We start from the raw sequence: 23,648 nt of genomic DNA on the forward strand, positions 1-23,648 counted from the left end.
AAAACGGTTAAGCTTGTAGATGAAACCCCTCCCTACACCCTCCTAAGGGAGGGAATCGCACAATCCAGCGCTTTTATTATTTCTATTTTATCAATCCAACCTCGCCAGCGGCGATAAATTAAGCGAGCACACACATTTAACACAGGTAGGGTCATTAGCCATATCCAGTGTTTTGCGAAAATTGATCGCTTCTTTGCTGTTCAAAATATCATCCAATGCATTATCCCTGATGTTGCCTATCGCCTCATGAAAAAAACAGGGACGTACCGCACCATCAGCCTCAATTACCGCCGATACCCATGGCGCATTGCACTTTTTAAACGGGAATGCATTATGCCCGTAGAAGGCAGCATAATACCCATAAATATCCTGGATCTTAGCCGGCGATTCGGCGATAAACCTGGCGGCAAAATCATTTTTTTTGGCAAGAACCCGACTTACTGTTTCCTGAAATTCAGCAAGTTCATTTTCAGTCGGCAGTATCTCATGCTGTCGCGGCTCGGCCCATGCTGTTTGGCGGTTAAAGGCATGGCTGCTAACGTCGGCCGGTAAAAAACTTACCTGGTCTATCCCCATTTGCCTTGCCGCTTCAATAATAGCCAGCCAATTCCTGTAATTTAACCGGTGGATCACCGTACGGGCTGTGATGCGGTATTTTGGTTCGATAGATTTAATGAATTTCACCCCTTCCCGCAGCTTATTGAATGCGCCGGGCACATTCCGGATAGCATCATGCAAAAGCTCATCGCCATCTAAAGAAACAATGAGGTCATCAACCCATTTTAAAATATTGAATGCGTTTTTCCTGATAGACAAGCCGGTCGACAGCAGCGTAACTTTGATCTTTTCAGCGCGCAAAATCTCGCAAAGCCTGAAAAAATTGGTATTCAGCAACGCCTCCCCGCCCGACATTAACACCTGTTTGGTACCGAATTTTCGTAAAGCACCTAATAAATGAGTTACATCTGCTTCGGTAAGCTGCTTCAGGTTTTTGTTATCCTTCCAGATATCACACATTACGCAACGGCAATTGCAGGCACTGTGCGGCATCAAAATCACTATGGGCAGCGCAGCAATGCGGTGCGTTTGCAGTGTGCGGAAACGCTGAAAGGTATGATATAACGATTGGCCTGTCATCTGCATAAATTAAAATCCCTGTATTTCGGGCTGCCTGTAGCGCCAAACCTTTTGCAGCAGCTTTATTTCATAAGGATAATGGTACATGCTCGCCTTATAGCGCATGGTTGCTACCAGTTTAATGGCCATGCGTTTAATCATATTGAGCCTGATATCCGTTACCGTTGGATATACCCCGTTCAGCACCGTTTCAAAATTCCTGATCTTATCAATCATCTCCGGCGTAAGCCATGGCGTGAGCGGATTTTTCCGAAGATCAAAGGCTTCCCATGCCGGACTGATCCAGTCCTCCAGTGTTTCGGGAAAACGGAAGCCGCTTTTCATTACCTGTTTAAACAATTCCGACCCTTCTGTAGGTACAGGGCTGTAGGTATAAATTACGATCTCGGTTTTGGGGTTAACAGCCTTTACCTTTTTTATAAAATCTATCTCAAAATCAATTTGCGACTGTACCTGCTCCTGGGTTGGCGCCGGAGTGCCTAATACAAAGGAATATTCGGGTATGATGTCAAACTTTTTCAGGCGTTCGGCAAATTCAATGATCTGGTCGCCGGTTTGGGTGCCCCCTTTATCCATCTGTTCCAAAATGGCGTTATTCCCGCTTTCAGCACCGAAAAAGATGATCTTACATCCTGATTCGCGGATTGCGGCCAGGGATGAATCTTTAAATTTCGACATGGTATCGATGCGGGCCATGCCCCACCAGGTCATGTTTTCGGGCTTTATTAAACGGGCAAATTCAACGGCACGCTTTTCTGATACAAAAAAGTTGTTATCATGAAATTCTATAGCATCGGCACCCCATTTGTCTTTAATATACTTTACATCCTTGTAGACATTCTGGGCCGATTTCGCCTTCCACCTTGCCTCATAAATGGGGACTACAGCACAAAAGGAGCAGGTAAAAGGGCAACCGATACTGGAATGGTAAGCCATCGTTTTTTCGCCCAGGTAGGTTTTGCCTAAAAATTTGGTGATGGGGTAAAAAGTATTCAGCTTATCATATGGCAAGGGCGGCAGGCTATCCTGGTCTAAAAGGTCTTCCTTTGCAGTTTTGATGATCTTGCCGTCGGTTGCTTTATAGATCAGGTTGCGGATAAACTCATATGGTTCATTTTTCTCCAGGGCATCTATCAGGGCGGGGAAAGCATGATCGCCGGGGCCATTGATAATAAAATCAACATAACCCGAATATAAAACCGCATTGGGCTGATTTGAGGGAAAATATCCGCCCCAGATCATTTTGGTATCAGGATATTTCTGTTTGATAGTTTTAGCGGCTGTAATAGCCTGCCTTAATTGCGGGCCAGGCATAACTGTAAATCCAAAGTATCTAAATTCACCGGTGCTTAAATAACTGTCAATCTTCACCATAGGGTCAATCTCGCAGTTGCCGTCAACAATAACCCAGTCATATTTCCCATCAACCGATGCAGCTATATTCAAGATCGAATTCGGTATGCGGTACTTGTTATTGGCGCTGCGCGGATTGAATAATAATATTTTGTTCATCTGTTAGTATTAATACTTTTTGTCTTTAATCCCCCCGGCAATGGGTTTATTTTTCAGTTTAATACGGCCTGTAATACACCCCTGTTATTTACATAGCCTGCCGCCTTCTCACAAAGCAGAAAAACATTCAAAATAATACCCAATGCCATACCCAATCACAAATGCGGGGGGATTGCCCATACAACAATTTATCTCTGAACCTCTACTGTCGTGTCATCGATAAATTAACGCTTTTCTTTAGTCCAAAGTCATAAGTTCTCAAGTATAGAAAGAGAAAACCCCGACTTGTGGCTTCCGACTTAGTACCGTTTACTTAACGTTACAACATCGCTTTCACATTAGTGAATACGCCCTCATTTAAACACAGGTTGCCTGCCTTTATAAATAAAATGGCTGGCAACCATTATTATTTAACAGCCGTATCTGCTGATATAAGGTTTTAATTAAATACCCCCGGAACTGTGATCCAAACTGTAAAAAATTATATCAGGCAGTGCTTTTTCCCGCCTAACATCCTGGAGAAAAATTCGGTTGATGCCTACGACATCTGGGCCGAAAACTATGATGAGCAGCCCGGCAACCTCATGCTTGACCTGGATGAGGTCTTGTTCCCGCGATTAGTGAACAGTACAAGCATCGCCGGTAAAAATGTGGCCGATATTGGCTGCGGTACCGGCAGGCATTGGGAAAAGATGTTTGCGCTAAATCCGGGGCGGTTAACGGGCTTTGACACATCGGGCGGGATGCTGGCCCGTTTACAGCAAAAGTTTCCATCGGCAAATATTTACCGCATTACCGACGACCTGTTCAGTGACATGCCATCGGGGAGTTTTGACACCATAGTTTCAACTCTTACAGTTGCACACATCAAAAATATTGAAGTTGCCCTGCAGGCGTGGATGCGGATCCTGAAACCAACCGGCGATATCATTATTACCGATTTCCATCCGCAGACACTGGCAAACGGCGGCAAGCGGACATTTAAGCATGGCAGCAGCTTTATAGCTGTAGAAAACTATGTGCACCCTGTAAATACCATTAAAAATGTGCTGCTGAACAATAACTTTAAGCTGGTTGCCGAAGAAGAAATTAAAATAGATGAAACCATGAAGCATTATTATGCCAATAAAAACGCCATTCATGTTTATGATAAGTATAAAGGCTTCCCCATTATTTACGGGTTGCACTTGAGGAGAAATGATGGTACTGAATAATGTGATGATACCGGGAAACGATGCCGTGGTGAGCATAAGTATAAGCGAGGGTAAAATACAACAGGTTTCCCCCTCACATACTGATGACCGCGAACAGCTGACCTTTGTGAATGCCATTGCCTTTCCCGGCCTGATCAACTCGCACGACCATCTTGATTTTAATCTTTTTCCGCAGCTCGGCAATAAAACCTATGAAAGTTACACCGAATGGGGAAAACACATTCACCGCGTTTATGCCGGTGAGATTGCATCTGTGCTAAAAATCCCTATTGCCCTGCGTGAACGCTGGGGTGTTTATAAAAACCTGCTTTGCGGCGTTACTACAGTAGTAAACCATGGCGAAAAAGCTACCATAAATGATCCTCTCATCACTATATTTGATAATTGCCAGAGTATCCACTCGGTCCGGTTTGAAAAAAACTGGAAAAAACGGCTCAATAACCCGCTTAAAATAAATAAGCCGGCGGTGATCCATACAGGCGAGGGCACAAACGATACCGCCCATGCCGAAATAAATGAGCTGATTAAATGGAATATCCTTAAGCGTAAACTCATCGGGATCCATGGAGTAGCTATGGATGCTAAACAGGCCAAACATTTCGAAGCCCTGCTTTGGTGTCCCGAATCAAACTATTTCCTGCTTAATAAAACAGCGGCCATTGATGAGCTGAAAACGAAAACAACCATTTTATTTGGCACAGATAGCACACTTACCGGGCATTGGGACATCTGGCATCACATTCGCCTTGCGCGTAAAACTCAAATGCTTAGTGATGATGAACTATATAGCTCTCTTACTTCATCTCCTGCCCAAACCTGGAAACTGAATACCGGCAGCATTACCAGCGGATTTGATGCCGATATTGTAATAGCTAAAACAAAAGGCAAAGCTGGTTTACAGGCTTTTTATGATATAACACCAAATGATATTTTACTGGTGATGCATAAAGGCGTGATCCTGCTGTTTGATGAGTCGCTTTATCACCAGCTTACCGGTATCATTACCCCAAATTACAGCAAGGTTTTTACCGGCAATCATTTCAAATATGTGATGGGCGATATCCCTGGTTTGATAGCCGAAATAAAACGATACAAGCCGGATGCCGGTTTCCCCATACCCTATTCAGCCCTGCCTGCAGCATGAGTGCCACAAAAAAAATATGGTCAAAATCGAAACGCAAAGCGGTTTATTTAAGCGGTGGTGCATGCCATATTTGGGGGTTGCATAAACACCCGGACGCCGGGATACCGCTAAATAAAATGACATTTGCTTTTGCCTCCATTGATGTTTTTTAAATGAGATACGTTTTAGCCAGCTATGTGTACACCAAAGAGTTTAATCAGCCACAGGCCTGGTTAAAGCGCATTAACATGTATACCGGCATATTAGATGCCCTGGCTAAGAGCAACGAGGCGATCAGCATTGAACAAATCAATTACGAAGGTGAGCTAACACAAAACGGCGTTAATTACCATTTCAGAAGATACCCAAAAGCAGCGCTCAAATATTTTCCATGGGATTTGCACTTGTATATTAAAAGCCTGAAACCCGATGTGGTAATAGTTCATGGCTTGCTTTTCCCCCTGCAGGTTATCCAGCTGCGCCTTATACTTGGCCGCAAAGTAAAGATCATTGTACAAAATCATGCAGAAAAGCCTTTCACGGGTTTAAAAAAACTACTTCAGCGGGCAGCCGACCAGATGGTTGATGCCAACTTATTTGCATCGCATGATATGGGTATGGAATGGATTGCCGCCGGTAACCTGAAATCGCCGGGTAAAATACATGAAGTAATGGAAGTTTCCTCTGTTTTTTACTCTATAGACCGCCTGGAAGCCAAGTCCAAAACAGGCGCAAAAGGCAACCCGGTGTTTTTATGGGTAGGCCGTTTAAACGAAAATAAAGATCCTTTAAATGTGGTGAGAGCCTTTTTGAAATTCGCCAAAAGTTCGTCCGGGGCAAAACTCTTTATGATCTATCATACCGAAGATTTGCTGCCGAAGATCAACCAATTGTTAAACTCGTCTCCAAATAAAGAAGCGATTGAATTAATTGGCGAAGTGCCGCACGCCGATTTATTGTACTGGTACAACAGTGCTGATTTTATTCTCTCCGGCTCACATTATGAAGGCAGCGGCACCGCCATTTGCGAAGCTATGTCATGCGGATGCGTGCCGCTGGTTACAGATATCCTTTCGTTCAGGATGATCACTAACAATGGGGAATGTGGTATATTGTATAAACCGGGAAATGAAGCTGCGTTGCTTGAAGCTCTCATGCAAACAAAACAAATGGATATTGCAGAAAAACGGAGATTATCCATCGAATATTATAAGCGAAACTTATCATTTGAGGCTATTGCAGAGAGGATTGAGAGCATAGTGCAAAGCCTTTAAATATTGCTTGCTCGCCATTACCTGTCTCGGATAAAATCTATTGCTCAAAAACCTCCATCATCCTCCTCACATTATCCCTGATCTCATAAGCCAAAACATTTTTCTTCCCGCAATCTGGTTTATCCAAAATACAACGGATAGTTTGCCAGGCTTCTTCCATGTTATTTACAATATGCCAGTTGGTAATATCATCATCCATCGGCTTAACAAAACTTACTACTTCGGCTCCCGAATACAGGGCTTCAAGGCAAACAGCGCCGAAACCTTCGTATTCCGAAGGGTGAAATAACACTCTTGAGCGCTGCATCATTTTAAGCACTTCGTGATGCTGTAATTCGCCTGCAAGGGTTATGTTACTTTCAAGTTGCTTTGCTTTGATTTGGCCTAATAATTTTTCCTTTTCCGGGCCATCGCCGCATATTACCGTTTTTATATCCGGATAATATTGCTTCAGCATGGCAACAGCTTCAATAAACAGGTGAAACTGTTTCAAGGGAATAAGTGATCCCGCCCCTAAAATATCAATGTCATTTTCGGCAGATAAAACATCAAATAATGAGGTATCAATCCCCACCGGGATAATATTAAGTGGTTTCACATGGTAGTTTTTGATGAACTCCCGTACTATAAAATCCGACAGCGCTATCAGCTCATCTCCTTTTGGCTTTATCCACTTAGCATATTTGTTCCCCGCTTTAGCATCCTGCCCAAGCATCCAGCAGCGGTGCTTAATATTTTTTATCCGGGCGAAATAATGGCCAACCAAAGCGCATTCGCCAAGCCAAAAGCTTAATAAGCCCACTATTTGGTATTGTCTGTTTAAATGCCCTAAAGTTTGCCATACTTTTAGCCAGGTATTCAGCCTGAATAATTTACCACGGCCCCTTCCTCCAAAACTGACCACCCTTACACCATGCCAATCATATTCCGCGGCAGAAAAAGGGTATTGAAAACTTAGCACGATGATATTCAGTTCCTGATTTTCGGCCTTTAACGCCCGTACAAAAACCTGCTGAGGCGGTAAACAGGTAGTATCGGCTTCATTTTCGGGAAAACCGGGGCTTAGGATAAGCAATGTTTTTTTACGGTTATCCATTGGGCGAGATCACTTTATTACAGATAGCCAGGCTGGCTTTGTTATGGGTGATCAGGATGATCATTTTTCCCTGCCGGGCCAGTTGCTGCAATTTGGTTAAAAGCTCATTTTCGGCATCTGCATCCATTTCACTGAACGGCTCATCTAAAATTAACAGATCGTGATTATGATAAAGCGCCCGGGCCAGCATGATCCTTTGGCGCTGACCGCCGCTAATGTTTTTACCATTTTCGGTAATAACTTTAGCTGTGCCTTCGGGGTACCCTGCAATCAGCTTATTTAGGCCGCAAAACTCCAGTACACTCATCAGCTTTTGCTCGTCCGCAGTTTTATCATCAAGCATTATGTTTTTCAGGATGGTATCATATATAAAAAAAGGTTGTTGTTTAACCAGGGAGATATTTTTACGGTAAAGCCGGCGCATTGGCGTAGCAGCAATTTTATTGTTGATATAAATGCCCCCCTTCTCCGGCTCTAAAAAACCGGTTAACAGGTTAATGATGGTTGTTTTCCCCCTGCCCGAGTTCCCCGAAATACCCATAATATCACCAGGAGTCATCTCAAAATAAAGCTGATCCAAAACAGTTTTGTCCGGGTAGCTGAAACTTACTTTTTCAAATTTCAATGACCAAATCTGTTCGTCAACAACTTCATTAACCCGGGGTTCATCATTTTGTTCAACAACCAGGTCGGCCAGGATAAATTCATAGGTTTTCATTTGCCCGCCGCTGTTCAGGATCTTTACAATACCGGGGATGATTTTGTACGCGGCCGCCACAAAAATACCGATGGTGAGGATACTAACCACAGGAGTATCGCCCATTAATTTATTTACAGCGATGAGGATAAAAAAACCCAGAACGGCAAATACTTCCATTAAACGTGAAGGCAGGTTTTGCCAGGTTTGCTGTGAAGCTATATTTTGGTTTAACTGTAGTTGGTAGCCAAAAAACCGACGACTAAAGAAATCGTTTTTTTGATAAATATTACTTTCTACATAACCAGATAAGGATTCGTTTAAATGCTGAAGCGTTTTTTCGCTCACGATTTTGATCTGCCCCCGGATGGATTTTAGCCTGGTTTTGATGAACCAGCCCAAAACCGCGACAGGCGGCAGCAGCAACACAAACAGCAAAACAAACAAGGCTGGGTGATAGAACATAATAGCCCCAATAGTAAAAAAGATCAATACCGTTTGAGATACTATTTGCTGAAAATTGGTGAGTATGTAATGGCCAAACTCGATAGGCTGCTGGCTAATTCGCCGGGTATGGACAGATGAATCAACGTGAATAAACTGATCAAAATCTGCATCAAGATAATTCCTGATATTACGTTCGGATAGCCTTGACGCCACCTTGTAAAAGAAATGCTGCTGCGCATTTTGCGCAAAGAAACCGATACAGTTTTTCATCGCAAAAAGCACCAGGAAAATACCAATAAGCCACAATGATTTTTTATTCGCGAGGCCGGCCGGTAAAAAATGATAATTGTTCGCCAATCCCTGCTGCGTATAAAAATTAACCATTAACAGCAGCAAGCCTAAAAAAGCAACATCCAGCATGGCGATAACAATATCGGCAATAATTAACCTGACAAGCCTTGCTTTTTCATGTTGGTTCAGGATAAGCAGAATACCTTTTAAAATTTGCTTCAAGGGGATATTAATAACAAAGCCAGGTTCATCACTGGCTTCATTTTAAATTACGTTTTTTTTGGTTTAATGGTTGCTTTGTGAATTTGAAGATACAAGACCTGAAACCGTTATTTTAATACGTTGCCCTGATAAATTATGGGTATAGTTTAATATTCTGTGTAAAATTGTTAAATTTCGGCTTCGCATTTATAAAAGATGTAAAACAACCTTCATGAGTTTAGAACCTTTCCTTGCCGTATTTGTGATCACCCAATACAGGAGACATTTGAAAAATGATGACCTGCTAACCAAATGGAACAAATACCTTAACATTGGTTACTATATAGCCATTGCTATTTTCATATTTGATGTAAGCTTTGATCATGCGCACAAGTTGGCTATTGTTGTTGCCCACTTGTATTTTTTGGGTGTTGTAGTGGCGCCTTATTATATCGATGATCTGAAATCCGGCAAGCAACTTGCTTTTGCCTTGATCCCTTATGCTATCGCAGGGCTAATACAGGATGTGTTGGAAAAATGGTTCCCTAATTTTTATGATAACCATGATAATACCATACAAAGCCTGGTAGTATTTTCCTTAATCTGGGCATTTTCACTTTGGCTCATCAGCAGGAAACAAACTAAGGCCCTCGAAAATGAGCGTAAACAACGTTTTGCCGAGCAGGAACAAAACCGCATGATGGCCGCCATGAAGGTAAACCTTGAAAGTGAGGTTCGTGAGCGCACAGCTGAGCTTATTCGCCAAACAGAAGAATTACAGCAGGCGCTGTCCGAACTTAAAAGCACCCAGGCGCAACTGATCCAATCAGAAAAAATGGCTTCACTGGGCGAGCTTACCGCTGGTATCGCCCACGAGATCCAGAACCCGCTGAACTTTGTAAACAACTTTAGCGAGGTGAGTATCGAACTGCTTGAAGAACTAAAGGACGAAGTGCTTGATAAACTGCCCGACGAAGTAAAGGAAGATGCCGGCGATATCATTAACGACATCACCCAAAACCTGAGCAAAATAAACCAGCACGGCAAGCGTGCCGACGCCATTGTTAAAGGGATGCTTCAACATTCGCGGGCTACAACCGGTAAAAAAGAGCCCACAGATATCAACGCCCTTGCCGATGAATACCTGCGACTAAGCTATCATGGCCTGCGTGCTAAGGATAAATCATTTAATGCCGGCATGAAAACCAGCTTTGATCCAGATCTGGGTAAAATAGAAGCTATTCCGCAGGACCTGGGCCGCGTACTGCTTAACCTGTTCAATAATTCGTTTTACTCGGTTACCGAAAAGAAACGGGTTTTGGGCGAGGGCTATGAGCCAACAGTAACCGTTAATACCCAAAAGGTTCGGTCGGCATCAGGTGTCAATATGGTGCAAATTACGGTGGAAGATAATGGTACGGGCATCCCTCAAAAAGTTCTGGATAAAATTTACCAACCCTTTTTTACTACCAAACCTACCGGTCAGGGAACCGGCCTCGGGCTTTCCATGAGCTATGATATTATTACCAAGGGGCATGGTGGTGAACTTAAAGTTGAAACTGCCGAAGGCGAATTTGCCCGCTTTGTGATCTGTATACCTGTTGGCAATGTTGCCTAAAGTTAAACGCCCGTAATTTTGCGTTTAACCCCCAATAAAACCTAACAAACGTTTAACTTTGAAAAGCTATGAAAATACTTGTTGTTGATGATGAGGCAGATGTACAACCCTTATTTTTACAACGTTTCCGGAAAGAGATTAAAAGCGGTGAAATAGAGTTCAATTTCGCACTATCAGGTGAAGAGGCACTTCATTTTTTGGAGGACCATCACTCGCAGGTAATACTAATTTTATCTGATATCAATATGCCGGGTATGAGCGGGCTTGAACTATTGCGCAACATCAGGCAGCATTATGAAAAACCACCGCCGGTAGTGATGATGATCACCGCATACGGCGATGATGAAAACTATAAACAATCAATGGAGCTTGGAGCCAATGACTTTTTAACCAAACCGCTTGATTTTAACAATTTGAAAGACAAACTTAAACACTTAGAACAATAATGGCCAAGATACTGGTAGTAGATGACGAACAGGACCTGGAATTACTGATCAGGCAAAAATTCAGGAAAAAGATACGGGAAGGCGTATATGAATTTGTGTTTGCCCAAAATGGTTTTGAAGCGTTGACCCAGCTAAAGGACCATCCGGATATTGACGTAGTGCTGAGCGATATCAATATGCCCGAGATGGATGGCCTCACGCTGCTTACCAAGCTACCCGATGCCAACCCGATATTAAAAGCGGTGATGGTATCAGCCTATAGCGATATGGATAACATTCGCACGGCTATGAACCGCGGCGCGTTTGATTTTGTATGCAAACCTGTAAATTTTGAAGACCTTGATATTACTATTGAAAAAACGCTTCAACATGTTATCGAGCTCAAAAAAACCATGCAGGCCATTAAGGAAAACAACATCCTGCGCATGTATGTAGATGAGAACGTGCTTAACTTCATGACCCACAAGGAGTTTGAGAACAGTCTTCTGAGTAACGAAACCATTGAAGCTACCGTACTATTTATTGACATTTGCGGTTTTACCGCTATTACCGAGCATGTTGCGGCCAACACCGTTGTAGGGATGATCAATAAGTACTTTGATGTAATGGTGCAGGAGATCATTGCTCAAAATGGCCACATAGATAAATTTATGGGCGATGCCGTAATGGCGGTTTTCCGTGGCGAATACCACCTTGACCGCGCCATTGACGCTGCCCTTGCCGTGCGCGATAAAATGCACGGGGCAGATGAGATCCAGGCCGGTGAAAAAACGTTCAAACCATCTGTTTCTATCGGCATCAATTCGGGCGAAATGATTTCGGGCAATATTGGTTCGGCTACCTTAAAACGCCTGGATTATACGGTTATTGGCGATGCTGTAAACCTGGCCCAGCGCCTCCAAACCGTGGCACAAGCCAACCAAATTATTGTAAGTGCCGATGTATATGAACAGGCTAAAGGCTCCTTCGCGCTCAATAAAATTGGTGAGGTAAGTTTGAAGAATAAGGCTAATCCGGTGGAGATTTACGAGGTAGTGGCTTAGTTTAGTATTAAGTCGAAAGTTTGAGCCGTTGTTGGTGTTGTCACCAACAACATGTGGTATGGTATGCAAAACGGATTTCTCAAACAAAGCAGAATTGTTGGTGACAACACCAACAATGGCAGAGATAACAAACACAGGGCGAGAATCTGCCGTTGTTGGTGTTCTAATCTTTTGCACTTAAGCTGGAAGCTTAAGTAATGCCCACTCCGGGTTATGCTCCGCTAAACCCGAAGTAGTTTTGTTATATAACAGCGATGCCATCCCAAAAGGATGGCATCGCTGTTTTTCGCGGTAAACGACTTATGACTTGCAACTAAATACTTAGAACTTCCAATTAATGATCCCTTACCTTTTTCTTTAACACACCGCCGGCAGCTTCTTTAATACTATTGGTAAAAATAAAAGCTTTGGGATCGATACTGTGCACCAGATTTTTTAATCGGCGCACTTCAAGACGGGTGATCACGGTGAAGATGATATCTACCGGCTGATGAACATCAAAGCTTTCTTTCATGAAACCGCGTTCGCCTTTGTAAATGGTAATACCACGACCAAGTTCCATAACCAGTTTTTCCTTAATGATCTCACTTTGGCCCGAGATGATATTTACTGCGGTGTACTCTTCAAGGCCATCTATCACAAATGTTATTGTTCTTGATGCAGTGTAATAAGTTAAAATAGAATATAATGCTGTTTGTAAACCCAGCTCAACTGCCGCAATAAGAAAGATGATGATATTGATACCTAAAATAATCTCGCTAATGGTGAAACTACTGCGCTTCAAAGTGTATAAAGCTAAAATCTCGATACCATCTAAAGCACAACCTCCGCGAATTGATAAGCCTACCCCCAGGCCCATAAACACGCCACCAAAAATAGACACCAACAGTTTATCCTGAGTTATAACCGGATATTCTATAAATTGCAGGCACAGGCCAAGTCCAATTACACAGGCAAGCGTTTTTAGCGCAAATGATTTATTAACCTGGAACATCCCCATGATAATAAAAGGTATGTTCGCAATAATAATTACATAGGCTATATTAAAATGATAAAGCTCATGAATAAGCAAAGAGATGCCCGTTACCCCGCCATCAAAGAAACTGTTAGGTACCAAAAAACCTTTAAGCGCGAACCCGCAGAATAAAATGCCGATAATTACTGTTACTACGTCTTTTAAAATTTCTTCAATTTTTAAACCCGGTTGTGTCATTAATAGCAGTATTTAAATTTTTGTTGTGATAATTTTCAAATGCTCATTTTTACCTTCAGCCCTGAGCCTAAGCGAGGTTTGGGTGAAATAATGATGGCTTTGCAGAAACTTCACCTGCTGCCTGTCCCACTCCAATTCCGATTCAAGGTGATCTGTAATTACAAGTTCCGAAAATAACCTTTTACTGAGGATAAAAAAATCATTTCGGCCCAAATAATCCAAATCGGCATCACAAATTATCCGGCCCAAATGATTGTGAGGGTTTTGCGGCATTTTGGTTGCCATAATAATATCGCAAACCTGTCCAATTTCATCGCTGGTATAACCAAAAGCCGGCAGGTACTCCCGGGCATTTTTGCAGGAACCTGCCTCATGATTGGCCTGCCCGAACAAAAAACCTGAATCATGATAGTAAGCAGCGGTGAGCAGTAGCTTTAATTCGTGCCCGCTCACTCCCTCGCCTGCAGCAATTTGCTTTGCGGCGGTATAAACATCAAGGGCGTGATCGGCATTGTGGTAATGAAAATGTTCAGGAAGTTCCTTTTTTATTTTGTCGAGGATGAAGGCCCCGGCTTGTTCTACTTGCATTCAGTATTTATAATGGCGCTAATATATTAATTTAAGAAGGATGCGAATATATGGGACGCATAATTGCGTATCCCTTATGCAGGTCAAAATTGCATAATCGAAATAAATATTTGGAGAAGCAATTATACCTCTCTACAGTAAAAGCAAAACCTAACAATTATCTTAGCACAATGAACAGCTGGTTTAAAAACTATAAAGGCATCATTCTACTAATAACAGGTATCATCATTGGCAGCATTGCCGGGGCTGTTTTGGGCGATAAAGTGGGGGTGATCAAACCCATTGGTGATATTTTCCTGAACCTGCTGTTCACTGCCGTTGTGCCGCTGGTTTTCTTTGCTATAGCATCAGCTATTGCTGCGCTGGACAGCTCACAAAGGCTTGGAAAACTCTTAGGCGTAACATCATTGGTGTTTGTATCAACTGTGATAGTAGCTGCTATAGTTACCATTATTGCCATCTGGATCTTCCCTATTCATCAGCACCTGGTAGCCAGCCCTATCACCGAAGCCATCACTAAAAAACCCTTCGGCGATCAGCTAACAAGCCTTTTTACCACCAGCGAATTTTATCAATTGCTATCCCGCAAAAGCATGCTGGCCATGATCATTTTTGCGGTGATCACCGGCTTTGCTACCCTGCATGCAGGCGAAAAAGGTAAAGCGTTTGCCGGCTTTCTGCATAGCGGCAACGAGGTGTTCAAGAATATTTTTAGCCTTATTATGAAAATTGGCCCTATTGGTCTGGGCGCTTATTTTGCCTACCAGGTTGGGGTGTTCGGTCCGCAGTTGTTTGGAGGTTATGCGCGTTCCATGGCCTTATATTATGGCGTAGGCGCTTTTTATTACCTGGCAATATTTAGCTTATATGCCTTTATTGCCGGTGGTGTAAGCGCGTTTAAGCGATACTGGAAAAATAATATTATACCATCGGCTACGGCCGTAGGTACCTGTAGCAGCATTGCTACCATACCGGCAAATTTGGATGCCGCAAAAAAGATGGGAATCTCTGATGCTATTGCTAATATTACTATCCCGCTGGGTGGCACTTTGCATAAAGATGGTTCAAGCATTTCATCTATAGTAAAAATGGCTGTGGTATTTGCGCTGTTTGGTAAAAGCTTTGACAACGCCGAAACTATTATCATAGCCCTTGTCATGACAGTTTTGGTAAGCCTTGTTGAAGGAGGTATACCTAACGGTGGTTACATTGGAGAGCTGCTTTTTATTTCGGCATATGGTTTTCCGCCCGAAGCGCTCCCCCCTGCCATTATCATCGGTACGCTGGTTGACCCGATGGCTACATTGTTGAATGCAACCGGCGATACGGCTGCCGCCATGCTGGTGGCCCGGTTTACCGAAGGAAAGGACTGGATGAAGCCCCCTAACCCCTAAAGGGGGAACTGTAGATGTTTCAATTATTGTTTATAAATTGCCTTAAACCTTTAACACTACCTGTATGCTTCACATTCTTTACATTATAGCCATTATTGCCGAAGCAATGACAGCTGCATTATCAGCCGGGCGGCGGGATATGGACTGGGTTGGTGTTTGTATCATAGCCTGGGTTACAGCATTAGGCGGCGGCACCGTTCGCAATATATTGTTTAATCATTACCCAATGAGCTGGGTTGAACACCCCGAATATTTAGTAATCACTGCAGTAGCAGCGATATTGGCCGCCATTATTGCCCGCCTCATGACCAAAATGAAAACGCTGTTCCTGTACCTGGATGCTTTGGGCCTGGTGGTATTTACCATCATAGGCTGTCAGATAGCTGAACAGATCAGCCTGCCCATTATCATCATTTTGCTAAGCGGCATGATTACCGGCTGTGCCGGCGGCGTACTGCGCGATGTATTATGTAATGAGGTCCCCCTATTGTTCCGCAAAGAAGTTTATGCCAGTGCATCCATTGTTACCGGAGCGTTTTATCTGGGGATTGAACATTTAGGTGCCCCCTCCGGGGTATCCATTGTAATAGCTTGTGCTATTGGCCTGGCCTTGCGTCTGCTCTCTATCAGATACAACTGGCAAATGCCCAAGTTTGTGTACCGGGAAGAATGGCATTAGGCCTGATTTGGGATTTTCGATTTCGGATTTTGCTTTACGTCAGCTGAAAGCTGACATCATGGCTCACCACGGGCTGAAAGCCCGCGGCAGTGATTTTTTTAAAATAGAAAAAGCGAGGTTTTACCTCGCTTTTGCCATTTTGTATCCAAACGTCATCCCGAATTTATTTCGGGATCCCACTTGCTAAGCCTGCATGCATGGTTTACACCCAGCATGTGAGGTGCTGAAACAAGTTCAGCATGACCCATTTTATATTTTATCCACACCATTGTTGCCCCTTTAGGGGGTTAGGAGGCTATTCGGTGCTCAACGAATACGGAACATCGCTCACTTTCACACCTCTCGTTTTATTAGGCTGTGGCGCCATGTTAAAGTTAAGCACCGCACCTTTTTTTAGTTCAGAGTGGCTTAACCAGGTATAATCATATGATTTACCGTTAACAGTTAAGGTATTGATGTATCTATTAGCCAGGCTGTTATTGGCAGCGTTAATTACTACCTTTTTACCATTCTCCAGGTTCAAAGTAATTTTCCTGAACAGCGGCGTGCCTAACACATACTGATCGCTGGCCGGGGTTACCGGGTAAAAACCCATAGCCGAGAACACATACCAGGCTGATGTTTGACCATTGTCCTCATCGCCGCAGTAACCATCAGGTGTAGCTTTATACAGCTTGCTCATCGCATCCCGCACGTGAAACTGGGTTTTCCATGGCTCACCTGCGTAGTTATACAGGTAAATCATGTGCTGAATAGGCTGGTTGCCATGTGCGTACTGCCCCATGTTCATAATCTGCATTTCGCGGATCTCATGGATGGTTTCGCCATAATAACTATCATCAAATACCGGCGGCATGGTAAATACCGAATCTAATTTGGCAATGAATTTTTGCCTGCCGCCCATCAAATCAATCAGTCCCTGCATATCCTGGAAAACGCTCCAGCTGTAATGCCAGCTGTTACCCTCTGTAAAAGCATCCCCCCATTTAAACGGACTGAATGGTTTTTCAAACGTACCATCCTGGTTTTTACCGCGCATCAATTTGGTTTCAGGGTCGAACAGGTTTTTATAGTTCATGGCACGCTTTTTATAAATGCCAATTTCTGATTCGGGTTTGCCCAGCGCCTTACCTAATTTGTAAATAGCAAAATCATCATAAGCATACTCTAAAGTACGGGCTGCATTTTCATTAATCTTAACGTCATAAGGCACATAACCTAATTTGTTATAGTACTCTACTCCCTGCCTTCCTGTAGCCTGCGGACCGGCATTATTTGCGCCGTGTACTAATGCCTCCCACAAAGTACTGATATCATACCCGCGCAGACCTTTTAAATAAGCCTCAGAAACAACAGATGCCGAATTATTACCGATCATTACCGCCGAATAACCCGGGCTTGACCATTCAGGCAACCAGCCACCTTCTTTATAGTCGTTGATTAACCCTTCCTGCATTTCTTTATTGATAGATGGATAAACCAAGTTCAGGAACGGGTATAAAGCCCTGAAGGTATCCCAAAAGCCGGTACCGGCAAACTTATAACCCGGGAACACTTTACCTGTTGATGCGCTGTAGTGCACGATCTTGTTGTCCTTGTCTATCTCATACAATTTGTTCGGGAAGAACACCATGCGGTAAAAGCATGAGTAAAAGGTACGCATCTGGTCGACAGAGCCACCTTCAACCTGTAAGTGGTTAAGGGTTTTGTTCCAAACTGCTTTGGCTTTTTGGCAAGTTACATCAAAGCTGTCTTTACCCTGCTCACGCTCCAGGTTAAGTTCAGCCTGTTCAATGCTGATGAATGACGATGCTACGCGCAAATGAACTTTTTCGCCCTGCACAGTTTTAAAACCTATCAGAGCACTTGCATGCTCAGCTTTCAGCTCCAGGCCGTCGGCCTGGGTAGTATCGCTGAAAGTATGCGCATACGTAATCGGTTTATCTACATAAATAACAAAGTAGTTTTTGAAGTTTTTAAGCGGTCCACGCGCGTATTTGGTTGAGTAGCCTACGATCTTCTTCTGATCGGGCATAATCTTGACATACGAGCCTTTGTTCAGCGCATCAATTACAACAAATGAGCTATCAGTTTTAGGATAGGTAAACCTGAACTGGGCCGAACGCTCTGTTGGCGTAATTTCGGTAGTTACATCATGATCGGCCAGGTATACACTGTAATAGTATGGTTTGGCAGTTTCGGCCTTGTGTGAAAACCAGCTCGCTCTCTTATTTTGTGATACTGCTGCGTGCCTGGTAACCGGCATAATGGTAAACTGCCCGTAGTCGTTCATCCAGGGTGAAGGCTGGTGGGTTTGTTTAAATCCACGGATCTTGTGCGCATCATAAGTATATGCCCACCCATCACCCATAACACCGGTTTGTGGTGTCCAGAAGTTCATACCCCAGGGAAGGGCAATAGCGGGATAAGTGTTACCATTCGAAAGGTCGTAGTGCGAATCGGTACCCATCAACGGATTGATGTATTCAACAGGATCGGTAACTTTATTAACCTGTTGAGCAAAAGTACCCGAGGCCAGTAACACGGATGTGATAAGTACCAGGGCTTTTTTCATTATTTAAATATTTGATTTTTGATGAAACGTTTTACCAGCCGTAAATATAAAAGACTGGCTTGATATAGCCAGTCTTTTATTGTATTATTTGCATTATACAATTACCAACCCGGATTTTGGGTTAACTTACTGTTAGTGCTGATCTCACGCTGCGGTATAGGCCACAGGTAGTATTGTGTTTTAAAGGTTACGCCCTGCTCTGTTTGCGAAGCAGTAGGATCGGCAAAGGTGTTTGATTGCGGCAGGTAGGCCATATGGGTACGCTGCATATCAAAGTATGCCTTATTTTCATAGGCAAGCTCATGATAACGCTCCTTCCAGATTGCCTGGCGGAAGGTATCTTTAGTTAAATTACTTAATGGCGCAAGTTTAGCACGTGCCCGGATGGCATTAACAGCGGCATAAGCTTCAGCAGTTGGGCCGCTTACCTCGTTAGTTGCTTCAGCATAGATCAACTGAGCTTCGGGCAAACGCAATAAAGTCCAGTTCTCGTCGCTATTACCGCTTTGTGCAGCACTTTCAACCTGGAAATATTTATAAAGCGCGTGTTCACCAAACTGAATGATGTTGTTTGGGTTACCATACTGCGGATAGCTTGAGAAATAAAACTGGCGCTCCTGCGTACGAAGATCACCCGCTTCATAGCTTGCTACAAACTGATTGGTGGGGATCATAGCACCAAGGTGGTCTCCATATGCACCAACCAACAGGTTAAACGGAATAGTTAACTGAGGGATAGCGTTGGTTTGAGTGCCCACCAGGTAGTTGATCTGGAAAATTAATTCCTGTTGATTTTTATGAGCGTTATCATGCAGATAGGCGTAGTCAGTAAACAACGAATACCAACCTAAAACCGGCTCAATTTCTGATGCCGCCTTAGCATAATTTTCGGTTTGTTTTAGCGGGAAGCCTGCTGTTGTTAAGTAAACACTGGCCAATAATGTTTTTACCGCACCTAACGAAACACGGCCGGTTGCATCTGTATTTGGCATGCCTGAAGCTTCAGCTGCCTGTAAATCGCTGATGATTTGTTTATAAACATCTGCCACAGGTGTACGTGAAGGATACAGATCAGGGCTGCTGACTGTTTGCGACGCGGTAATCAGCGGAACATCGCCATATAAACGCACCAGGTGGTAGTAATAAAATGCCCTGAAAAAGTAAGCCTCACCTATCAGTTTCTTTTTCAGCCCATCATCCATTGGCGATATGCCGGGGATGTTTTCGATGGCAAGGTTTGCATTGGCAATACCCTTGTAGCAGTTGTACCATACAGTTTCAAAACCTGGATTAACTGCATCGGTACGCTGATGGATCACGTTACCATTGTTTACGCTCTGTCCTAACGAAGTGGCATGGCCGGCAAATAACTCCAGTGTAATAAAAGGGCTTTCACCATAGGCATCTCCATTTTGGAAAAAATACATTACGTTATACAAACCGTTTACAAAGGTTTGGGCCTGGTTTGAGCTGGCAAAATAACTATCCTTAACAAAGTTGCTCTTATTTTTTTCATCGAGATATTTTTTGCAACCACTGCCTGTAGTAGCAGCAAGGATAAGTAAAAGACCACCTACCCGGTATTTTTTAAAGTTAAATTTCATAATATGATGTTTTAACATTTTTTTAATTAAAGACTAACATTAACACCTAACAGGAAAGTACGTGGTTTTGGATAATCGTAAAACTGGATACCCTGTGTAAAGTTGCTTGAGGCATTGTAGGTTGATACCTCAGGATCATAACCAGTGTATTTGGTTATCAGGAACAGGTTTTGTGCCTGTGCGTAAACCCGTAAACGGCTTAATTTTAACTTTTTAAGGATATTGTCATTAAAAGTATAACCAAGTGTTACCGCCCTGCCGCGAATAAAATTACCGCTTTCAACTTTGGTTGAATAGATCTCGGTTTGATAACGCACATAAGCGGGCCTGCTTTCAGCAATACTGGTGTTTTGGTTAGTTGGTGTCCAGGCGTTAAGTACGGTAGCATAGCTGTTTGCCTGGCCAGTGCGGTCCTGGCCCGAGTGGCGGGTAAGGTTCATGATCTGGTTACCGTAATTAAATTGCAGATCAACACCCAGGTCAACGTTTTTGTAGCGGAAGTTGTTGCTTAAAGTACCATAACCATCAGGTATTGATTTACCCAATACTACTTTATCGTCCGCGCTAACTTTGCCATCACCATTGGTATCCTGTATTTTTAGGTCGCCCGGCAGCAAGCCGTATTTAGCAGCTTCGGTAGCCTCAGCGGTACCCCAGGTTCCCAATACTTTGTAACCATAAAAACTACCGGCCGGAAGGCCAACACGCATCAGGTTAAATTGCGACAGAAAGGTTGGATCCAGGAAAATATCATCATTAGAGGCACCTAACTGAAGGATCTTGTTTTTCAGGAATGAAATATTAAACGTAGAATTCCAGGTAAAGTCCTGAGTTTTTATCGGAGTAGCGTTTATGGTAAACTCTAAACCTTTATTTTGCAGCTTGCCAATGTTTTTATATACCGTTTTAAAACCACTTGTTTCGGGCAATGGTGCATTTAACAGCAATGCCTTTGTTTTTTTCAGGTAAGCATCCGCTTCGATATTCAAGCGGTTATTGAATAAGCCTAATGAGAAACCCAAGTCATATTCGGCTGTTTTTTCCCATTGCAGATCCTCGTTGCCTATGGAGGTTTGCGTAGTACCTACGGCACTGTTACCGCCAAAGGCATAGCCAACCGTATTAATGTTTGCGAGCGAACGGTACTCGCCAATTTCGGAGTTACCGGTTAAACCATAGCTCAACCTTAATTTAAGGTCGGATATAGTTTTATTGTTTTTTAAAAAATCTTCCTGAGATACGCGCCATGCAAACGCTGCAGAAGGGAAAAAGCCGTACTTTTTGTTAGTACCAAAACGTGAGGAGCCGTCTTCACGTCCTGTTAAAGTTAACAGATATTTCTCGTTGTAGTTATAGTTCAATCTGGCAAAAAACGACTGCATTTGCCATGCATCATAATCAGACTCTGGTTTATTAGGTACAATACCGGCAGATAAGTTATAATACTCATAAAAATCGTCAGACAAAGTACCTGTTGATCCTTTTAAACGAAGTTGCTGGTAGTTTTGACGTTCAGCACCTGCAACAAGGTTTATGGTATGTACCTTGTTAAAGGTTTTGTTGTAGGTAAAATAGTTTTGCCATTGCCAAAACGTTCTGTTAAACTCCTCTATTGAAGCCGAGCTATAGCTTTGTCCGGCAACAGGGCCGCCAACAAGGCCGCTTTGCGAAGCAGGATTGTAATTGGCTGATGTAGTTACGCCCAAAACGCTGCGGAATTCCAGACCAGGGATAATGTTTAAATTCAAATAACCATTACCACTGAATATGCGGTTACGGGTAAGTGATTGAATTTCGTTGGCTCGTGCTACCGGGTTATCACCGCCTTCAAGGTTTGGATAATCGGTACGTTTACCATAAGTTCCGTCTGGGTATCTAATGGGAATAAATGGAACCATCTCAATCAACATACGAGGAATGTTGTTACCACCGGTACCCTGATCCTGGTTACGGCCATCCTGATAGTTATAGTTTAACGTGGCACCAACTTTTACCCATGGCTTAATTTGGTTGTCAACTGTTAAGCGCACATTATAACGTTTCAGGTAACTGTTAAGGATGATACCTTCATCGTCGGCATAGTTCAGGAACAAACCATAGTTCACATTTTCGGCGCCGCCGGTGAATGAAACGTTGTGGTTTTGGCTTACCGAAGTACGGGTTGTAGCTTTTTGCCAGTCAACGTCATACAATGGGTTCAGATTTTGATCGAACAGTTTACCTATCAGGGCTGTTCTTTGCGTTACCGGGTTACGGTCTGTATAATCACCTGCAGCCCAGCCGGTAGGGTCATACTTTTTGATATTGGCGTAAGAAACATCTTCAATCTGCATAAACTCCTTTGAGTTAAGAACAGGTATCTCTTTAAACATATGGTTTACGGCCATATAGGCATCGTATGAAATAGTACCGCCTTTTTTACCTCTTTTAGTGGTAACCAAAATTACGCCGTTTGCACCACGGGTACCATAAATAGCTGTTGATGAAGCATCCTTCAAAACGTCGATAGATTCGATATCGTTCGGGTTGATTGCGTTACCGCCTTCTGTCCAAACCACACCGTCTACAACATATAACGGATCGGTATTGGTGTTGATAGAGCTGTAACCACGGATCCTGATCTTGGTTGCACCGCCTGGCGCACCGGAGTTGCTTGATACGTTCACACCGGCAATTTTGCCAGACAATTCCTGCTCAAGATTGGTTTGCGGGCGCTCCTGTAATTGTTTTGCACCTACGCTACCTACCGAACCGGTAAGATCGACCTTTTTTGCAGTACCGTAACCAACCACAACCACCTCGCTCAATGCTTTTGGCTCTTCTGTCAAAACAACATCAATCTGGCTTTTACCGCCAATAGGTACTTCCTTGGTGGTATATCCTATAAAAGTAAATACCAGCGTGCCATTACCATCAGGCGCATTAATGTTGTATTTACCGTTAATATCGGTTTGTACACCAACATTGGTACCTTTTACCTTAACAGTAACACCCGGAAGGGGACCTTTGGCATCGCTTACTGTGCCAGTTACCTTAATCGGGGCGACGGCTACCTGCGAGACAACCGGTTCATCCTTCTTTTTTACAACAATGGTTTGATCAAAAATTTTGTAGGTAAGCGGCTGATCTTTAAAGCACTGATCAAGCGCATTTTCTATAGATACGTTTGCAACTTCAATGTTGATTGCTCCGGCTTTTGATACATCCTGCTTATCATACATGAAATGATAGCCTGTTTGTTTTTCAATTGAGCGGAGTACTTTTTCAACGGTAGTGTTTTTTTGGTGCAAAGTAACTATCTGGCTATAACTTTTGGCGCTTACATTGGTAAGGGCCGCAATTATAATAAAGGCAGTTAGCTTCATGGCCAATATAAATTTGCGTAATTGAGGCCATGCCAAAGGCGTGGCCTTAGAATTAAAATTCATAAGTTTGTAGAGTTTGGGTTAAACATTAACTTTCAATTCATCGATTGTACTTTTTTGGGGCCCAGATG

General features: G+C 43.2%; 17 protein-coding genes. 8 read left to right on the forward strand and 9 right to left on the reverse strand.

The window, feature by feature from the left end; genetic code table 11:
- Positions 1-90: 90 nt before the first annotated feature.
- Together SNE26_RS11925 and SNE26_RS11930 are read right to left on the reverse strand one after the other, a co-directional pair.
- Entirely contained in the window at positions 91-1,143 is a 1,053-nt protein-coding gene (locus tag SNE26_RS11925; RefSeq protein WP_321559585.1) for a radical SAM protein, read from the reverse strand.
- A gap of 3 nt (positions 1,144-1,146) precedes the next feature.
- Positions 1,147-2,649, reverse strand: a complete 1,503-nt coding sequence (locus tag SNE26_RS11930) for a B12-binding domain-containing radical SAM protein (protein ID WP_321559586.1) — start codon at positions 2,647-2,649, stop codon at positions 1,147-1,149.
- A gap of 461 nt (positions 2,650-3,110) precedes the next feature.
- Between SNE26_RS11930 and SNE26_RS11935 the strand changes: the two genes are divergently transcribed.
- The 3 genes from SNE26_RS11935 (at position 3,111) to SNE26_RS11945 (ending at position 6,260) form a co-directional block, all read left to right on the forward strand.
- Positions 3,111-3,863: a methyltransferase domain-containing protein gene (locus SNE26_RS11935; protein ID WP_321559587.1), complete on the forward strand. Its 753-nt coding sequence runs from the start codon at positions 3,111-3,113 to the stop codon at positions 3,861-3,863.
- Entirely contained in the window at positions 3,847-5,007 is a 1,161-nt protein-coding gene (locus SNE26_RS11940; RefSeq protein WP_321559588.1) for an amidohydrolase family protein, read from the forward strand. The genes SNE26_RS11935 and SNE26_RS11940 overlap by 17 nt, the downstream gene beginning before the upstream one ends.
- Before the next feature lie 152 nt (positions 5,008-5,159).
- Entirely contained in the window at positions 5,160-6,260 is a 1,101-nt protein-coding gene (locus SNE26_RS11945) for a glycosyltransferase family 4 protein (RefSeq protein WP_321559589.1), read from the forward strand.
- Positions 6,261-6,297: 37 nt separating this feature from the next.
- On the opposite strand, the gene SNE26_RS11950 is transcribed toward SNE26_RS11945, so the two are convergent.
- Together SNE26_RS11950 and SNE26_RS11955 are read right to left on the reverse strand one after the other, a co-directional pair.
- Entirely contained in the window at positions 6,298-7,356 is a 1,059-nt protein-coding gene (locus tag SNE26_RS11950) for a glycosyltransferase (protein ID WP_321559590.1), read from the reverse strand.
- On the reverse strand, positions 7,349-9,013 hold the full coding sequence (locus SNE26_RS11955) for an ABC transporter ATP-binding protein (RefSeq protein WP_321559591.1): 1,665 nt from the start codon (positions 9,011-9,013) through the stop codon (positions 7,349-7,351). Before SNE26_RS11955 ends, SNE26_RS11950 begins: the two co-directional genes overlap by 8 nt.
- A gap of 211 nt (positions 9,014-9,224) precedes the next feature.
- Between SNE26_RS11955 and SNE26_RS11960 the strand changes: the two genes are divergently transcribed.
- The 3 genes from SNE26_RS11960 to SNE26_RS11970 all read left to right on the forward strand — a co-directional run bounded on the left by SNE26_RS11960 (position 9,225) and on the right by SNE26_RS11970 (position 12,099).
- Positions 9,225-10,610, forward strand: a complete 1,386-nt coding sequence (locus SNE26_RS11960) for an ATP-binding protein (RefSeq protein ID WP_321559592.1) — start codon at positions 9,225-9,227, stop codon at positions 10,608-10,610.
- A gap of 68 nt (positions 10,611-10,678) precedes the next feature.
- Entirely contained in the window at positions 10,679-11,056 is a 378-nt protein-coding gene (locus SNE26_RS11965; RefSeq protein ID WP_321559593.1) for a response regulator, read from the forward strand.
- Complete coding sequence (locus tag SNE26_RS11970; protein ID WP_321559594.1) at positions 11,056-12,099, forward strand: response regulator; 1,044 nt, start codon at positions 11,056-11,058, stop codon at positions 12,097-12,099. Before SNE26_RS11965 ends, SNE26_RS11970 begins: the two co-directional genes overlap by 1 nt.
- Positions 12,100-12,433: 334 nt before the next feature.
- Here the strand turns inward: SNE26_RS11970 and SNE26_RS11975 are convergent, their stop codons facing one another.
- Together SNE26_RS11975 and SNE26_RS11980 are read right to left on the reverse strand one after the other, a co-directional pair.
- Positions 12,434-13,312 carry a YitT family protein gene (locus SNE26_RS11975; protein ID WP_321559595.1) on the reverse strand — a complete coding sequence of 293 codons (879 nt, stop codon included), beginning with the start codon at positions 13,310-13,312 and terminating at the stop codon, positions 12,434-12,436.
- A gap of 12 nt (positions 13,313-13,324) precedes the next feature.
- Positions 13,325-13,900, reverse strand: a complete 576-nt coding sequence (locus SNE26_RS11980) for an HD domain-containing protein (protein WP_321559596.1) — start codon at positions 13,898-13,900, stop codon at positions 13,325-13,327.
- A 170-nt stretch (positions 13,901-14,070) separates the two neighbouring features.
- Between SNE26_RS11980 and SNE26_RS11985 the strand changes: the two genes are divergently transcribed.
- The gene (locus tag SNE26_RS11985) at positions 14,071-15,294 is read left to right on the forward strand and encodes a dicarboxylate/amino acid:cation symporter (RefSeq protein WP_321559597.1); all 1,224 of its coding nucleotides are present in this window, start codon (positions 14,071-14,073) and stop codon (positions 15,292-15,294) included.
- A 64-nt stretch (positions 15,295-15,358) separates the two neighbouring features.
- On the forward strand, positions 15,359-15,973 hold the full coding sequence (locus tag SNE26_RS11990) for a trimeric intracellular cation channel family protein (protein ID WP_321559598.1): 615 nt from the start codon (positions 15,359-15,361) through the stop codon (positions 15,971-15,973).
- 295 nt (positions 15,974-16,268) lie between these two features.
- On the opposite strand, the gene SNE26_RS11995 is transcribed toward SNE26_RS11990, so the two are convergent.
- The 3 genes from SNE26_RS11995 to SNE26_RS12005 form a co-directional block, all read right to left on the reverse strand.
- On the reverse strand, positions 16,269-18,548 hold the full coding sequence (locus tag SNE26_RS11995) for a GH92 family glycosyl hydrolase (protein WP_321559599.1): 2,280 nt from the start codon (positions 18,546-18,548) through the stop codon (positions 16,269-16,271).
- Positions 18,549-18,649: 101 nt separating this feature from the next.
- The gene (locus tag SNE26_RS12000; protein ID WP_321559600.1) at positions 18,650-20,152 is read right to left on the reverse strand and encodes a RagB/SusD family nutrient uptake outer membrane protein; all 1,503 of its coding nucleotides are present in this window, start codon (positions 20,150-20,152) and stop codon (positions 18,650-18,652) included.
- Positions 20,153-20,178: 26 nt separating this feature from the next.
- On the reverse strand, positions 20,179-23,580 hold the full coding sequence (locus SNE26_RS12005; RefSeq protein ID WP_321559601.1) for a TonB-dependent receptor: 3,402 nt from the start codon (positions 23,578-23,580) through the stop codon (positions 20,179-20,181).
- Between the last annotated feature and the right edge of the window lie 68 nt (positions 23,581-23,648).

Source organism: Mucilaginibacter sp. cycad4 (genome assembly GCF_034263275.1).
Classification (GTDB): Bacteria; Bacteroidota; Bacteroidia; order Sphingobacteriales; family Sphingobacteriaceae; genus Mucilaginibacter.

Excerpts from the sequence above, each read along its gene's own strand:
- SNE26_RS11925 (WP_321559585.1), bottom strand. The coding sequence starts at position 1,143 with ATGCAGATGACAGGCCAATCGTTATATCATACCTTTCAGCGTTTCCGC.
- SNE26_RS11950 (WP_321559590.1), bottom strand. The coding sequence starts at position 7,356 with ATGGATAACCGTAAAAAAACATTGCTTATCCTAAGCCCCGGTTTTCCC.
- SNE26_RS12000 (WP_321559600.1), bottom strand. The coding sequence starts at position 20,152 with ATGAAATTTAACTTTAAAAAATACCGGGTAGGTGGTCTTTTACTTATC.
- SNE26_RS11970 (WP_321559594.1), top strand. The coding sequence starts at position 11,056 with ATGGCCAAGATACTGGTAGTAGATGACGAACAGGACCTGGAATTACTG.
- SNE26_RS11995 (WP_321559599.1), bottom strand. The coding sequence starts at position 18,548 with ATGAAAAAAGCCCTGGTACTTATCACATCCGTGTTACTGGCCTCGGGT.
- SNE26_RS11940 (WP_321559588.1), top strand. The coding sequence starts at position 3,847 with ATGATGGTACTGAATAATGTGATGATACCGGGAAACGATGCCGTGGTG.
- SNE26_RS11985 (WP_321559597.1), top strand. The coding sequence starts at position 14,071 with ATGAACAGCTGGTTTAAAAACTATAAAGGCATCATTCTACTAATAACA.
- SNE26_RS12005 (WP_321559601.1), bottom strand. The coding sequence starts at position 23,580 with ATGAATTTTAATTCTAAGGCCACGCCTTTGGCATGGCCTCAATTACGC.
- SNE26_RS11930 (WP_321559586.1), bottom strand. The coding sequence starts at position 2,649 with ATGAACAAAATATTATTATTCAATCCGCGCAGCGCCAATAACAAGTAC.
- SNE26_RS11965 (WP_321559593.1), top strand. The coding sequence starts at position 10,679 with ATGAAAATACTTGTTGTTGATGATGAGGCAGATGTACAACCCTTATTT.
- SNE26_RS11975 (WP_321559595.1), bottom strand. The coding sequence starts at position 13,312 with ATGACACAACCGGGTTTAAAAATTGAAGAAATTTTAAAAGACGTAGTA.
- SNE26_RS11990 (WP_321559598.1), top strand. The coding sequence starts at position 15,359 with ATGCTTCACATTCTTTACATTATAGCCATTATTGCCGAAGCAATGACA.
- SNE26_RS11960 (WP_321559592.1), top strand. The coding sequence starts at position 9,225 with ATGAGTTTAGAACCTTTCCTTGCCGTATTTGTGATCACCCAATACAGG.
- SNE26_RS11945 (WP_321559589.1), top strand. The coding sequence starts at position 5,160 with ATGAGATACGTTTTAGCCAGCTATGTGTACACCAAAGAGTTTAATCAG.
- SNE26_RS11980 (WP_321559596.1), bottom strand. The coding sequence starts at position 13,900 with ATGCAAGTAGAACAAGCCGGGGCCTTCATCCTCGACAAAATAAAAAAG.